The sequence below is a fragment of the Streptomyces cellostaticus genome (genome assembly GCF_001513965.1).
GTDB classification, from domain to species: Bacteria; Actinomycetota; Actinomycetes; order Streptomycetales; family Streptomycetaceae; genus Streptomyces; species Streptomyces cellostaticus.
In genome coordinates this window covers 49,426-62,775 of the sequence record NZ_KQ948044.1, presented here as the reverse complement: position 1 = coordinate 62,775, position 13,350 = coordinate 49,426, and the positions used below count along the sequence as shown (strand labels likewise).

The following is a 13,350-nucleotide window of genomic DNA, read 5'->3' as shown; positions in this document are numbered from 1 at the left end:
GTCAGAAGGTGAGCACGGGCTTGATCGCCTTGCCCGTGCTCATGTCCTGCACCGCCCGGTCGATCTCCGCGAAGGGGTAGGTGCTGATCAGGCGGTGCAGCGGGAGCCGGCCGTCCCGGACCAGTTGGACGAGGGCGGGGATGAAGGTCCGGGTCTCGCTGTCGCCGAGGGTCAGGCCGGTGATCCGTTTCCCCGCGAGCAGCCCGTTGACGTCCAGGGCGACCTCGGTGCCGAAGGGCGGGGCGCCCACGACGACCAGGGTGCCGCGGGCGGCGAGTGCGTCGACGCCCTGGCGCAGGACGGTGACGTTGCCCGTCGTCTCGACGATGCCGTCGGCGCCCCTGTGCCCCGTCAGGCGGTCGATCACCTCGGGAAGGCTCTCCTCGGCCGGGTCGACGGTGTGAGTCGCGCCCAGCTCCTGGGCCAGTTCCAGCCGTTCGGCGACCCTGTCGACGGCGATGACCGTGGTGGCCGGGGTGAGCGCGGCCGCCATCACCGCCGACAGCCCGACCGCTCCGGCGCCGAGGACGACGAGCGTGCTTCCGGTCTGCGGCTTCAGTACGTTCCAGACGGCGCCGACTCCGGTCTGCACCCCGCAGCCCAGCGGGGCGATCGACTCCAGCGGCACGTCCGGGTCGACCTTGACGAGACTGCGCTCGTCCACCAGGGCGCGCTCCGCGAACGACGACTGGCCGAAGAAGTGGCCGCCCAGCGGCTCCCCGCCCCGGCTGACGGTGCCGGTGCCGTCCGCCCGGCGGCCGCCGATCAGGTTGAGCGGCAGCCAGGTCGCGCAGTAGGCGGGGTGGCCGCCGCGGCAGTCGCGGCACTCCCCACAGGAGGTGAAGGACAGCACGACATGGTCGCCGGCGGCCACACCGGTGACCTGGGAGCCGACGGCCTCGACCACGCCCGCGCCCTCATGGCCCAGAACTCCCGGCAGGGGGAAGGGCAGCGCGCCGCTCGCCACGCTGAGGTCGGTGTGGCACAGGCCGGTCGCCACCATGCGGACGAGCACCTCGTGCGGTCCGGGCGCGTCGAGTTCGACGTCGGTGAGGGTGAAGGGCGCTCCGCCGGACTCGACCACGGCGGCACGGGTGGTGATGGACAATCTGAACTCCCTGGTGATGCCGCTCAGTCGAGCGAGACGACGACGGACTTGACCTTGGTGTAGGCGGCCAGCGCCTCGGGGCCGTACTCGCGGCCGAAACCGGAGTTCTTGACGCCGCCGAAGGGCACCGCAGGGTCGAGCAGCGCCCAGTCGTTGACCCAGACGATGCCGGCCTGGAGGCGGGCGGCGATGCGGTGGGCGCGGGCGAGGTTGCCGGTCTGGACGCCGGAAGCCAGGCCGTAGGGCGTGGAGTTGGCGAGCGCCACGGCCTCCTCCTCGGAGTCGAAGGGCTGCACGGTGAGGACGGGTCCGAAGATCTCCTCCTGGACCACGCGGGAGTCGTTGGGCAGGTCGGCGATGACGGTGGGCCGGTAGTAGAAGCCGCCGTTCAGGTCGAGGCGTTCGCCTCCGCAGACGATGCGGCCGCCCTCCTTGCGGGCGAGGCCGACGTACTCCTCGACTTTGCGCAGGTGCCGCTCCCCCGCCATCGGGCCGACGACGGTGGCTTCGTCGCGCGGGTCGCCGACCGGGACGCCGGGGACGGCCTCGGCAAGGATGCCGAGCACGGTGCTGTAGACCGGGCGTGCGACCAGCAGACGGGGGCCGCCCATGCAGAACTGGCCGGTGTTGAAGACGAATCCCTTGATGACGGCGCCGACCGCCTGCTCCAGGTCGGCGTCCTCGAAGACGATGTGGGCCGCGTTGCCGCCGAGTTCCATGGTGACCGGCTTCAGGGCCTGACCGGCGGCCGCGGCCACGTGCCGGCCGACCGCGGTGGAGCCCGTGAAGGCGATCTTGTCGATGCCGCGGTGGGCGAGCAGTGCCTCGCCGGCCACCGGGCCGCTGCCCGTGACGACGTTCACGACGCCGTCCGGGACGCCCGCCTCAGCCAGCAGCCGGGCCATGTACAGGGCGCTGAGCGGGGTCTCGTCGGCGGGTTTGTGGACGACGGTGTTGCCCGCGGCGAGGGCGGGTCCGAGTTTTGAACCGGCGAGGATCAGCGGGAAGTTGAAGGGTGTGATGGCGGCGACGACACCGAGCGGCTCACGGCGCGTGTAGGCGAGTGCGTTGAGGGGGGTGTCGCGGGTGGCGCCGTCGAGGGTGAAGGCCAGCGAGGCGAAGTACTCGTAGTCGTTCGCCGCGTTGGCGATGTCGACGGCCTTGCACAGGTTGATCGGCTTGCCCACGTCGAGGCTCTCCAGGGCGGCCAGTTCCTCGGCGTTCCCGCGGATCAGCTGGGCCACGCGGTGCAGGACACGGCCGCGCTCGCGGCCGCTGAGCCCGGACCACTCCCCCGCGTCGAAGGCCCGGCGGGCAGCGCGTACGGCGTCGTCGACGTCGGCGGCACTCGCCTCGGCGACGGTGGTGACCGGCTTCCCAGTGGACGGGTCGACCACCTCCCTGCGGGCACCGCCGGTGGCCTCGCGCCACCGTCCGCCGATGAACAGCTGTCCCGGACCGGTGTCGATGGTGGTCGTCATTGCCCACTCCCCAGCATAGATCGCCAAGTTTTCAATAAACAGGATTCCTGTTGATTCGCAGTCTCGTTACGGTCAGGTTTCCTGTCAATGGTCTAGGGTGGGCGCATGGTCGGTACAAGGACAGGTCCCTCGCTGCTCTACATGGTCAAGCAGGTGGAGCTCGTGGTGCGCGCACGCCTGGACGAGCTGGTCAAACCGGCGGGGATCACCGCCCTGCAGTACACGGCCCTGACGGTGCTGGAGCGGCACGACGGGCTGTCGGCGGCCCAGCTCGCCCGTGACTCGTTCGTCACCGCCCAGTCGATGGCCGACCTGGTGCGCTCCCTGGAGACGCGCGAGCTGATCCGGCGCGAGCGCAATCCGCACAGCCGGCGCGAGCTGCTCATCCTGCTCACCGATGCCGGGCGCGAGCTGCTGGCCCGCTTCGCCGAGCCCGTGCGGGAGCTGGAGGAGCGGATGACCGAGGACCTCACGGCACATCAGCGGGAGCAGCTACGCAGGGCGCTCTCGAAGGCGTGGCACGCGCTGTCGTAGCGCCGTCGCCCCACGCCACAGAGCGGCCCGACCGAAACTCGAAGACATATGTCAATCGAACATGCTCAAATTCCTTCCATCGAGGGTAACTTGACGGTCGGGAAACGGTTTTCCGGGCGCGGGTGGGAGGTGGTGCCGTCGTGCAGCAGGAGCCCACGCCGCTCACCCGGCATCTGCGCATACGCGAGCACCGCGGGCACACGGTGCTGGAGTTCCGCGGTGAGATCGACATCGCGGCGGCGGCGGAGATCACTCCCGCCCTGGACCGGGTCACCGGCCGGCCCGGCGCGCGGGTCGTGATCGACCTGCGCGCCGTCGAGTTCTTCGACTGCTCGGGGCTGCGGCTGCTGTACCGGGCCCGCAGCCGGGTGCTGGAGCGCGGCGGGCGGCTGCACCTGGTGTGCACCCACCCGCTGACCCTGCGCGTCTTCCGGGTCACCGGGCTGTCCCGGCTGCTGCCGCCGCAGCCGTCGCTGGACGCGGCGCTGGAACAGCCCGAGGCCGCGTCCGGCTGACTGCGCCGGTGCCGCGTCGCTCTTCCTTGTCTAGACGCCTCTGGGGTCGTCGAACAGGGCGCTGACGGACTCGCCGTTGTGAATGCGCCGTACGGCCTCGGCGAGGGCCGGTGCGATGGACAGGACGCGCAGCTTGTCGGTGTGGTCGTCGGCGGGCACCGGAACCGTGTTGGTGCACACGATCTCCAGCACGTCGGGCTGCTCGCTCAGCCGCTTGAGCGCACCGGCCGCGAACAGGCCGTGTGTGCACGCCAGCCGGATCGAGCGCGGCCCCAGCTCCCGCAGTCTCTCCAGAAGTTCGAGCACCGTGCTGCCCTTGGCGATCTCGTCGTCCAGCACGATGACGTCCCGGTCGGTGACCTCGCCGATGACGGAGCTGATGCTCACCCGGTCGTCCGCGAACCGCTGCTTGGCACCGGCGGCCACCTGCGCGCCGATCAGCCGGGCGAAGGCGGCGGCCTCCTTGGCGTTGCCGAGGTCCGGGGAGACGACCGTGGTGCGCGAGAGGTCGTACTGCCCAAAGTGCGCGGCCAGTTCGCGCAGCGCGTGCAGGTGGTCCACCGGCACCGAGAAGAACCCGTGCACCTGCGGGGCGTGCAGGGTCATGGCGAGGACCCGGCTCGCGCCCGCCGACACCATCAGGTCGGCGACCAGGCGTCCGCCGAGGGAGATGCGGGGCGCGTCCTTCTTGTCGGAGCGGGCGTAGGAGTAGTGCGGCATGACGACGGTGATCCGGGCCGCGGAGGCGCCCCGGGCCGCGTCGCACATCAGCAGCAGCTCCACCAGGTGCTCCTGCACCGGCCGGACCAGCGGCTGGATCAGAAAGACGTCCCGCTCCCGGCAGTTGGCCTGAAGCTGCACCTCCAGACAGTCGTTGGCGAACCGGCTCACCCGGGTCGGGCTGAGCGGCACGCCGAGGTGGGCGCAGACCTCCTCAGCCAGTTCGGTATGGGCACTGCCACTGAAGACGGCGATGTCTCGCACGATCCGCTCCTCGCATGATCATCACGGGCTGCGCCGATCATGCTACTGGCGGTGCGGCGCGAGTCGGACGGCACCCTGCGTCGGTACGACGGCTGCGCCTCCTTTGCCGCCCAGCACACCCGGCAGCGCCAGTGCGCCCAGCACGGTGGCGCCGACCAGCAGCCAGGCCACGTAGTCGCCGACGTGACCCGACTGCAGGCGGCGCAGGGGCAGCGTCCAGTCGGGGGCGGCCACCCAGCTCGGTCGGGTGACGGCGAGCGCGGCGAGGGCGACGGCCAGCAGGGTGGAGAGCAGGCCCAGCAGGATGCCGTGCAGCGTCCAGTGGACCACGGCGTGGGCGCCGCCCGAGCCGGCCTCGTTGACGGAGCGGGCCACCAGTGCGGCGAAGCCGGGGGCCACGCCCACGGCGAAGGCGGCGGCGAGCAGCACGGCGGGCACCGCCGTCATGGAGTCCGGGATACGGCGGAGGATGCTGCCGGTCTCGGGCTCCTCGTCGGAGCCGCTGGTCTCGTACTCCGCGTCCTGCGGGCGCGGCCCGAGGCCGAGGAACACCCGGGCCGTGACCCGTAGGACGGCGCCCGCGGTGATCGCGGAGGCGGCCACGAACACCACGGTGAGCGGGACGCCGACCGCTTCCTCGGTGACCGCCTTGCCGAGCGCCACCTCCTCAGTCCGTTATGCGATGCTATGCGATGGTTTGTCCGATGCGCCGCCTGGGGCATCCAAGCACCGGCGGGCCCATGAGGGTCGGCGGCACGCGGACCCGGAGTTCCCCGGGAGCGTGAACGGAAACGGCGGGCACACATCCGGCGCCGCCCCGACGACCGATGGGCCGTCAGACACAGGTCCGTACCAAGGTATTGACGCCCTCTTATCTCACTCCTTAAATCAAGAGGCATCTCCTCCCCCACGCCGAACGGAGAGTCATGGCCTCCCCCCGCCTGCTCCGCAGCTGCCTGTTCGCCGCCCTGTCCGCCGCCCTGGTCGGCTCGGCCGCCGTCGGCCCGGCCCGGGCACAGACCGCGGCCCCGGCGGCCGTAGCCGTCACCACCTTCTCCGACACCTTCGACGGGCCCGCCGGCTCCGGGGCCGACTCCTCGAAGTGGACGCCGGAGACCGGTGACAACGTCAACAACCACGAGCGGCAGTACTACACGTCGGGCACCCGGAACGCGGCCCTGGACGGCCAGGGTCATCTGGTGATCACCGCCCGGAAGGAGAACCCGGCGGGCTACCAGTGCTGGTACGGCAGCTGCCAGTACACCTCGGCGCGGCTGAACACCGCCGGGAAGTTCAACGCCCGGTACGGCCATGTCGAGGCCCGGATGAAGATCCCGCGCGGGCAGGGCATGTGGCCCGCGTTCTGGATGCTCGGCACGCCGGTCAACTGGCCGGACTCGGGCGAGATCGACGTGATGGAGAACGTCGGGTTCGAGCCCTCGACCGTGCACGGCACCATCCACGGCCCCGGCTACTCCGGCTCGGGCGGCATAGGCGCCGCCTATACCCTGCCGGGCGGGCAGGCCTTCGCGGACGGCTTCCACACCTTCGCCGTCGACTGGGCGCCCGACTCGATCACGTGGTCGGTGGACGGCAACGTCTACCAGCGGCGCACGCCCGCCGATCTGGGCGGGAAGACCTGGGTGTTCGACAAGCCGTTCTTCCTGATCCTGAACCTGGCCGTCGGCGGCTACTGGCCGGGCGACCCGGACGGCTCCACGCAGTTCCCACAGCAGCTGGTAGTGGACTCGGTGTCGGTGACGACGAGCGACAGCGCGGCCGGTGTCCCGGTCCGGGGCCTGGCGGGCAAGTGCGTGGACGTGGCCGGTGCGAACGCCGCCAACGGGACCCCGGTCCAACTCTACGACTGCAACGGCTCGGCCGCGCAGGCGTGGACGGCCGGCTCGGACGGCGCGATCCGGGCGCTCGGCAAGTGCCTGGACGTCACCGGCAACGGCACGGCGGACGGCGCGGCCGTCCAGCTGTGGGACTGCACGGGCGGCGCCAACCAGAAGTGGACGGTCGGCTGAGCCGTCCGCTCAGTGCAGCGTCCAGGTGTACTTGTCGCCGTTCACGAAGCGCACCACGTCCGGATCGTCCAGGTCGTGGATGGTGATGCCGTGGGAGGCGGCCGCCTCCAGCACATCGGTGATGGTCCTGGCCGCACCGATCACCTGACCGTCGATCTCCATGATCCTGAAGGGCGGCTCGCCCGGCTTGCCCGGACACAGCCCGAGCACCAGGACCCGCGGATGGGATATGTAGGGAGCTGCTTGTTCGGTCATGCAATAGAGCGTAGAACGCAACCCGGGTGGACGACTCGTCCGCGAGGCCTGCCCGGGTGGGCGCCCACCCCGGAGCGTCCGGTGCGGTCGTGGACCGTCGCCGGCTGCGGGGGATCCTGTGGGCGTGCGGGGTGAGGCGGGCTGAAGAACCCTGGAGGGGCGTCGCGGCCGGCTGGAGGTGACCATGGATCCCGTCTCGGCCCTGGACCGGATCGCGTTCCTGCTGGAGCGGTCGCTGGCGCCCACCTACCGGGTACGGGCCTTCCGCACCGCAGCCCGGGTGCTCTCCGCGCTGCCCGAGGGCGAGGTCGCCGAGCGTGCGGCGGCCGGGACACTGGAGTCGCTGAAGGGGGTCGGCCCGAAGACCGCGCAGGTGGTGCGGGAGGCCCTGACCGGGGAGGTGCCGGGCTATCTGCGCACGCTGGAGGAGGAGGCCGCAGCGCCCGCGGCCGACGGCGGCGGCGCGCAGCTCAGGGCGCTGCTGCGCGGGGACTGCCACACCCACTCGGACTGGTCGGACGGCGGCAGTCCGATCGAGGAGATGGGGCGGGCCGCGGCCGGGCTCGGCCATGAGTGGACCGCCCTGACCGACCACTCCCCCCGGCTGACCGTGGCCCGGGGCCTGTCGCCGGAGCGGTTGCGCGAGCAGCTGGAGGTGGTGGCGGAGCTGAATGCGCAGTGGGCGCCGTTCCGGCTGCTCACCGGCATCGAGTGCGACATCCTGGAGGACGGTGCGCTGGACCAGGAGCCGGAGCTGCTGGCACGGCTCGACGTGGTCGTGGTGTCCGTGCACTCCAAGCTGCGGATGGACGCCCGTTCGATGACCCGCCGCATGGTGGCCGCCGTCCGCAATCCGCACGCCGACGTGCTCGGCCACTGCACCGGACGGCTGGTCACGGGGCGTGGGCGGCCGGAGTCGGAGTTCGACGCGGACGCGGTGTTCGCCGCCTGCGCCGAGTCGGGTACGGCCGTGGAGATCAACAGCCGTCCCGAGCGGCTGGACCCGCCGAGGCGGCTGCTGCGCAGGGCCGTGGCCGCCGGGGTGCTGTTCTCGATCGACACCGACGCGCATGCCCCGGGACAGCTGGACTGGCAGATCCTGGGCTGCGCACGGGCCGAGGAGTGCGGGGTGCCCGCCGAGCGGGTGGTGACGACCTGGCCGGCCGAGGAGCTGCTGGCGTGGACCCATGAGGGCCGTACGCCGCTGTGAGCATCGAACGGCGTGACGCGGATCACGGCATCCGGCTGGAACACCACACAATGGTTGCCTGTTGAACGAACCGTGGGTGCGGATGGGACAGTGTCCCCGGGCCTCACCTTTTGCCCACAGGGACGATCGTCCGGCTGAAGCCCTGTGGAGCCTTTCGCCGAGAGGCGACCGCCATCCGCGCCCACCGCTTGGCCGCCCGTGTGCGCGCGCCCGGCCTGGGTACCCGGTGGGGTCACGCCCGGGCCGACGAGACGAGGAGGACGGTCATGACCGCACAGCCGGAGCCGAAGCCCGCTCACGGCAGGGAGCCGGTCCCCCGGGACCTGCCCGATCAGCAGGCCCGTCCCGGTGGGGATCCATGGGAGGCCGCGGCGGGGCAGCGGCCCGACGACGAGCCGGGGGCGGAGGACGTGCCCGAGCCCGACGAGGCCGGCACGGGACCCCGGGGCGCACCGCGCTCCGCCACGGTCCACCCCGAGCATCCGACGCCGCAGGAGCCCTCGGACTGAGCGTGCGGCGGCCTGCTCAGCGCGGTGCGCGCTCCTGCAGCACGGCCCGCCAGGCGGGGTGCCGGTCCTCGGTCGCCGGTTCGGCGCGCCGGCCGCCGCGGGCGAAGAAGTCGGCCAGGGGCAGGATCGCGGCACCCACGGTGACCGCGTCGGGGCCGAGCCTGCCGAGGTCGATGGTCACCTTGTCGGCCGGGTACCGCAGGGCGTACGTCGTCGCGTGGCGGCGTACGGCGGGCAGGAACCGGGCGCCGAGCTGGAGCCCGGCCCAGCCGCCGATCAGGATCCGCTCGGGCCGGAAGAGGTTGATCAGGTCGGACAGTCCGGCGCCCAGGTACTCGGCGGCCTCCTCCAGGACGGCGAGCGCGGCGGCGTCGGGGACCCGGCCCTCGGGCGGGTAGGCGGCGGCGAGCATCGCGGTGAGTGCGGTCTCCTCGTCGGTGCCCCGGGGCGGCCGCCCACCCTCCTCGCGCCAGCGGGCCAGCAGCGACTCGGCACCCGCGTAGGCCTCCAGGCAGCCCGGCGCACCGCAGCGGCAGCGGCGCCCCCGGACCCGTACGGTCAGATGCCCCCACTCGAGGGCCCGCCCGTGCTCCACCTCGGGGGTGACCAGGCAGGCGCCGACTCCGGAGCCGAAGAGCACGACCACCGCGTTGCGGGCGCCGCGCCCCGCGCCGAACCACATCTCGGCCTGTCCGAGGGTCTTGGCGCCGTTGTCGATGAAGTAGGGGACGCTGTCCGGCAGTTGCGAGGTCGAGCGGAGCAGTTCCTCCAGCGGGACCGCGTCCCAGCCGATGGTCTGCCCGTGCACGACGGCACCTCGCTCGGCCGTGTGCTCGACGATGCCGGGGACGCCGACACCGACGCCGAGCAGCCGCTCGGGCGAGGCCTCCTCGGCCGCGAGGACCTCGGCGATGCCGTCGCGGATGTGGCCGGCGATGACGTCGACTTCGTAGCCCTGCGGGGTCAGCGGGCGTTCGGTGCGGGCGAGTTCGGTGAGCGTCAGGTCGAACAGCTCGATACGGACCCTGGTCTCGCCGACGTCGACGCCGATCATCTGTCCGCTGCGCGGGGCCACGCGCAGCAGGGTGCGGGGGCGCCCGCCGTCGGAGTCGACGCTGCCGGCCTCCTCGAGCAGGCCGTCGGCGACGAGGTCCGCGACCACGTTGCTGACCGAGCCGGAGCTCAGGCCCGTGACCGGGCCCAGCTCGAAGCGGCTGAGGGGACCCTCGAAGTACAGCCGCTGCAGCACAGCCGTGCGGTTGCTCCGCCTGAGATCGCGTACCGTGCGCCCGCTCCGCCCCGCCATGTGGCTCCCCTCAACCGTGTCCCGACCTGCAACATACCCCTGGGAGCAGGGTGGACGCGATATTCAACCACCCCTTATTTCATGTGATGAGCTAAGCGCGGGCGGTCTTGATTCCGGCCCCCTCCCATGCGGGTCACCCCGCCGCGTACACGTCCTCGATGTAACGCCCGTCCGCCACCAGCGAGTCGAGCCACCGTACGGCCGCCGTGTCGTCGGCGCCGGGGGTGTGCTTGCGGTACAGGGTACGGAACGCCTCGCGTACGCCGGGTGCCATCCGGGCACCGTCGCCGCAGACGTGGACGCGGGCCCCGGCGGTCAGCAGCTCCCAGACCTCGTCGGCCTCGGCGGCGATGCGGTGCTGGACGAAGAGGGCGCCGTTCTCGGGGGCGGCACTGAAGGCCGGGCGCAGCGAGACGGCTCCGGCACTCTCGGCGGCGCGGAGTTCACCGGCGTGCAGGAAGTCGGCGTCGGGGGCGTCGCAGCCGAAGTAGAGCAGCGCCGGGGGGAGTTCGGTGCCGGCGGCACGGGCCGCGGCGCGGTCGGCGACGGCTCCGCGGAACGGCGCGAGGCCGGTGCCCGCGGCGACCATGACGACGGGTGCGGTGCCGTCGATCCGGAAGACCTCCCGGCAGGGCTGGACGCGGGCGTACACGGTGTCGCCGGGCCGCAGGGAGGCGAGGTGCCCGGAGCCGGTGCCCCGGTAGCGGCCCTTGCCGGAGCGCGCGGGGGCGTCGAGGACGGAGACCATCAGCTCTGCGTGGCGCGGGTCGGCCGCCGGGGAGGAGGAGAGGGAGTAGTGGCGGGGCCGGATCGGGGTGAGCAGGTCGAGCAGGCGCGGCCAGTCCAGCGCGCCGCGCAGGGCGGGGTGGTCCTCGATGATCTCCACCAGGGTGCGGGGATCGTCGCCGGTCAGGGCGGCGAGGGCGGCACGCTCGGGCGGGCAGGGGTTGGCCTCGGCGAGCAGGGCCAGCTGCCGTGCGGTCGGGCGTTCCTGCACCTCGACCTGGTGGGTGAGAAGGTGACGTACCGTCAGCGGGCGGTCCGTGGCGAGGCCGTCGCGGCGTGGGCGGGTGGCCCGGATGTCCAGGACGGTGTCGAGGTCGACGCCGAGCGCGGCGGCGGCGCGGTCCACGAGGTCCGGGGCGCCCGCGGGGAGCACGGTCAGGTGGTCGGCGGTGCGGTAGGTGACGCCGTCGGGCAGGGCGATGCGCAGGAACCGCTTGGTGCGCGGGTGTCCCGGCGCGGTGAGGTCGTAGGCCTCGGTGACGGTCATCGGCACCAGCCCGTGCCGCTCGGCGAGGGCGTCCAGCGGGCCGCCGGTCACGGTGCGGACCTCGTACGCGGTTGCGGGCTCCTGCTGTGTGCCGGTGACGGCGTCGGGGTCGCCGTACTCCCCGAGCAGGGCGGCGCGCAGCCGGGCGGTGAAGTCACGGACGGTGCCGGTCAGGTCGCCGGAGGCGTCGGCGGCGGCGCGGTCGGTCAGCCGGCCGGCGCCGAGCTCGGCGAGGCGGGCGTCGATGCGGATGGGGACGTGCTGGTAGGTGGCGGCCCAGTTGCGGTCGCCGACGCCGAGGACGGCATAGGTCACGCCGGTCAGGTCGGGGGTGCCGTCGAGCCAGGCGGTGAAGGCGGTGGCGTCGTCGGTGGGGCGGCCGTTGTAGGAGGCGGCGGTGATGACGACGGGCCGGTCGGTGGGCAGTCCGTCCGCATAGTCGTCCAGGGCGGCGACCTCGGTGACGCAGCCGACGGCGGCGGCCTCGTCGGCGAGCTGGGCGGCGAAGGCGCGGCAGGTGCCGTAGTTGCTGCCGTGCAGGAAGAGCGTACCGGTGCCGGGGCGGACCCGGGCCGGCAGCGCGTCCGGGGCCGGGGCCTGGGTGCCGGGGGCGGTCGCGGCGCCCGGCAGCGGGGCGTGGACCCGGTCCGCGTCGGTGCGCGGCGTGAGGGTGAGGGTGAAGTCCTCGGGCTTGAGGGTGAGGGTCTCCTTCACGGTGAGCGCGTAGCCGGCGTGGTCGTGCAGCCGGTAGCGGTGGACCAGCATGGCCAGCAGCATGGTCGCCTCGTGCAGCGCGAACTGCCGTCCGATGCAGGCGCGTTCACCGGTGCCGAAGGGCTTGAAGGCGTGCACCGGGCGGGCCGCCTCCGCCTCGGCGGTGAAGCGCTCCGGATCGAACAGCTCCGGGTTGTCGCCCCACACGGGCTGCCGGTGCAGCATCGGGGCGAGCACCACGACGGCCTGTCCGGCGTGCATCGGGAGCCGCCCGCCGAGCAGGGTGTCCTCGCGGGCGTGCCGGCTGAAGGCGGCGGCCGTCGGCCACAGCCTGAGCGCCTCGTTGAGGACCTGACGGGTGTAGGTGAGACGGCCGATGTCCTCGTACGTCGGTTCCGGATCGGGGGTGTCGCCCCACAGTGCGTCGGCCTCGCGCTGGACGAGCCGGAGCGCGGCCGGATGCTTGGCGAGGTAGTACAGGGCGAAGGACATCGCGCCGGAGGTGGTCTCGTGGCCGGCGATCAGGAAGGTGATGACCTGGTTGCGGATGTTGGCCGTGTCCAGGGTGGTGCCGTCGGCCGGGTGGCGCGCGGTGAGCATCAGCCCGAGCAGGTCCTCGGCAGCGCTCTGGTCGGTGCCGGTGCGGGCGGCGATGACGTCGTCCACGACACCGGCGAGGTAGTCGGCGTCCGCACGGAAGGCGGCGTCGGCCGCCGCGTGGTCCTCGCCGGGGTTACGGGCGAGGCGGGTCATGGCCCACTCCAGGCAGCGCACCATGGACTCGACGAAGGGGTGCGGCTCGGCCCGCTCGAAGGAGCCGAAGTCGTAGTCGAATCCGGCCAGGCCGATGGTGTCGAGGGTCATCCGGGTCATGTCGTCGGGGACGTTGACCGGCTGCCCGGCGCGGGCGGCCCGGTCCCAGGAGTCGATGAGCCGGCGGGCCACCTTCAGCATCACCGGGTGGTAGGTCTTCATCGAGCCGAGCGCGAAGGCGGGCATGAGGATGTCGTGCGCCTTGGCCCAGTTGGGCTCGTCGTTGTAGGCGGTGAACAGGCCGTCGGCGGTGAAGGCGCGCACGTTCTCCAGCGCGGGCCCGATGTGCTTGGCGAACCGCTCCTCGTCGGCGAGGTCGGCGACCAGGTCGGCATCGGCGACGAACAGGATGTCGCGCCCGTGCAGCCGGCGCACCAGCACCGGTCCATGGGCGCGCATCAGCTCCATGACCTGCTGGATGGGGGTGTGTCCGGGCCCGGTGGCGGTGATGTCCACGACGGGGACGCCGGGCAGCGTACCGGCCGGCTCGGGGTGCAGTGCGGTGGGGGGCATGGCGCGACAACTGCCTTTCGCAGAACGGAAGTCCTGCGTTCCAGGGTGGTCGACCGACCAGGGGTGTTCGGGCCGCGGCACTACACGATCGTGCAGTCAAAAGTC

11 protein-coding genes and 1 pseudogene are annotated in these 13,350 nt (G+C 72.5%); 5 read left to right on the top strand and 7 right to left on the bottom strand.

Annotated elements, in window-relative coordinates; all coding sequences use genetic code 11:
* Position 1: 1 nt before the first annotated feature.
* Positions 2-1,108: an NAD(P)-dependent alcohol dehydrogenase gene (locus AQI88_RS36030; RefSeq protein WP_067007987.1), complete on the bottom strand. Its 1,107-nt coding sequence runs from the start codon at positions 1,106-1,108 to the stop codon at positions 2-4.
* A 23-nt stretch (positions 1,109-1,131) separates the two neighbouring features.
* Positions 1,132-2,589 (bottom strand): aldehyde dehydrogenase family protein, encoded by a 1,458-nt coding sequence (locus tag AQI88_RS36025; RefSeq protein WP_067007984.1) that lies wholly within the window; start codon positions 2,587-2,589, stop codon positions 1,132-1,134.
* Between the two features lie 105 nt (positions 2,590-2,694).
* On the opposite strand from AQI88_RS36025, the gene AQI88_RS36020 reads away from it, so the two are divergent.
* Entirely contained in the window at positions 2,695-3,123 is a 429-nt protein-coding gene (locus tag AQI88_RS36020; RefSeq protein ID WP_067007981.1) for a MarR family winged helix-turn-helix transcriptional regulator, read from the top strand.
* A 140-nt stretch (positions 3,124-3,263) separates the two neighbouring features.
* Complete coding sequence (locus AQI88_RS36015; RefSeq protein ID WP_208615994.1) at positions 3,264-3,638, top strand: anti-sigma factor antagonist; 375 nt, start codon at positions 3,264-3,266, stop codon at positions 3,636-3,638.
* Between the two features lie 30 nt (positions 3,639-3,668).
* Here the strand turns inward: AQI88_RS36015 and AQI88_RS36010 are convergent, their stop codons facing one another.
* Both AQI88_RS36010 and AQI88_RS36005 read right to left on the bottom strand, forming a co-directional pair.
* Positions 3,669-4,622 carry a ribose-phosphate diphosphokinase gene (locus AQI88_RS36010; RefSeq protein WP_067007975.1) on the bottom strand — a complete coding sequence of 318 codons (954 nt, stop codon included), beginning with the start codon at positions 4,620-4,622 and terminating at the stop codon, positions 3,669-3,671.
* A 108-nt stretch (positions 4,623-4,730) separates the two neighbouring features.
* A pseudogene (locus tag AQI88_RS36005) lies at positions 4,731-5,282 on the bottom strand (complex I subunit 5 family protein); the annotation flags it as partial.
* 266 nt (positions 5,283-5,548) lie between these two features.
* Here AQI88_RS36005 and AQI88_RS36000 point away from each other — a divergent pair.
* Positions 5,549-6,652, top strand: a complete 1,104-nt coding sequence (locus AQI88_RS36000) for a glycoside hydrolase family 16 protein (RefSeq protein ID WP_079058025.1) — start codon at positions 5,549-5,551, stop codon at positions 6,650-6,652.
* 9 nt (positions 6,653-6,661) lie between these two features.
* Here AQI88_RS36000 and AQI88_RS35995 read toward each other — a convergent pair whose 3' ends face one another.
* Positions 6,662-6,907, bottom strand: a complete 246-nt coding sequence (locus AQI88_RS35995; RefSeq protein ID WP_067008061.1) for a hypothetical protein — start codon at positions 6,905-6,907, stop codon at positions 6,662-6,664.
* Between the two features lie 184 nt (positions 6,908-7,091).
* Here AQI88_RS35995 and AQI88_RS35990 point away from each other — a divergent pair, with 184 nt between their 5' ends.
* Both AQI88_RS35990 and AQI88_RS35985 read left to right on the top strand, forming a co-directional pair.
* The gene (locus AQI88_RS35990; RefSeq protein WP_067007971.1) at positions 7,092-8,117 is read left to right on the top strand and encodes a PHP domain-containing protein; all 1,026 of its coding nucleotides are present in this window, start codon (positions 7,092-7,094) and stop codon (positions 8,115-8,117) included.
* 266 nt (positions 8,118-8,383) lie between these two features.
* Positions 8,384-8,626: a hypothetical protein gene (locus tag AQI88_RS35985; RefSeq protein WP_067007968.1), complete on the top strand. Its 243-nt coding sequence runs from the start codon at positions 8,384-8,386 to the stop codon at positions 8,624-8,626.
* A gap of 16 nt (positions 8,627-8,642) precedes the next feature.
* On the opposite strand, the gene AQI88_RS35980 is transcribed toward AQI88_RS35985, so the two are convergent.
* The gene (locus AQI88_RS35980; protein ID WP_067007964.1) at positions 8,643-9,932 is read right to left on the bottom strand and encodes an ROK family protein; all 1,290 of its coding nucleotides are present in this window, start codon (positions 9,930-9,932) and stop codon (positions 8,643-8,645) included.
* 133 nt (positions 9,933-10,065) lie between these two features.
* Positions 10,066-13,245 (bottom strand): bifunctional cytochrome P450/NADPH--P450 reductase, encoded by a 3,180-nt coding sequence (locus AQI88_RS35975; RefSeq protein ID WP_067007961.1) that lies wholly within the window; start codon positions 13,243-13,245, stop codon positions 10,066-10,068.
* Positions 13,246-13,350 lie beyond the last annotated feature (105 nt).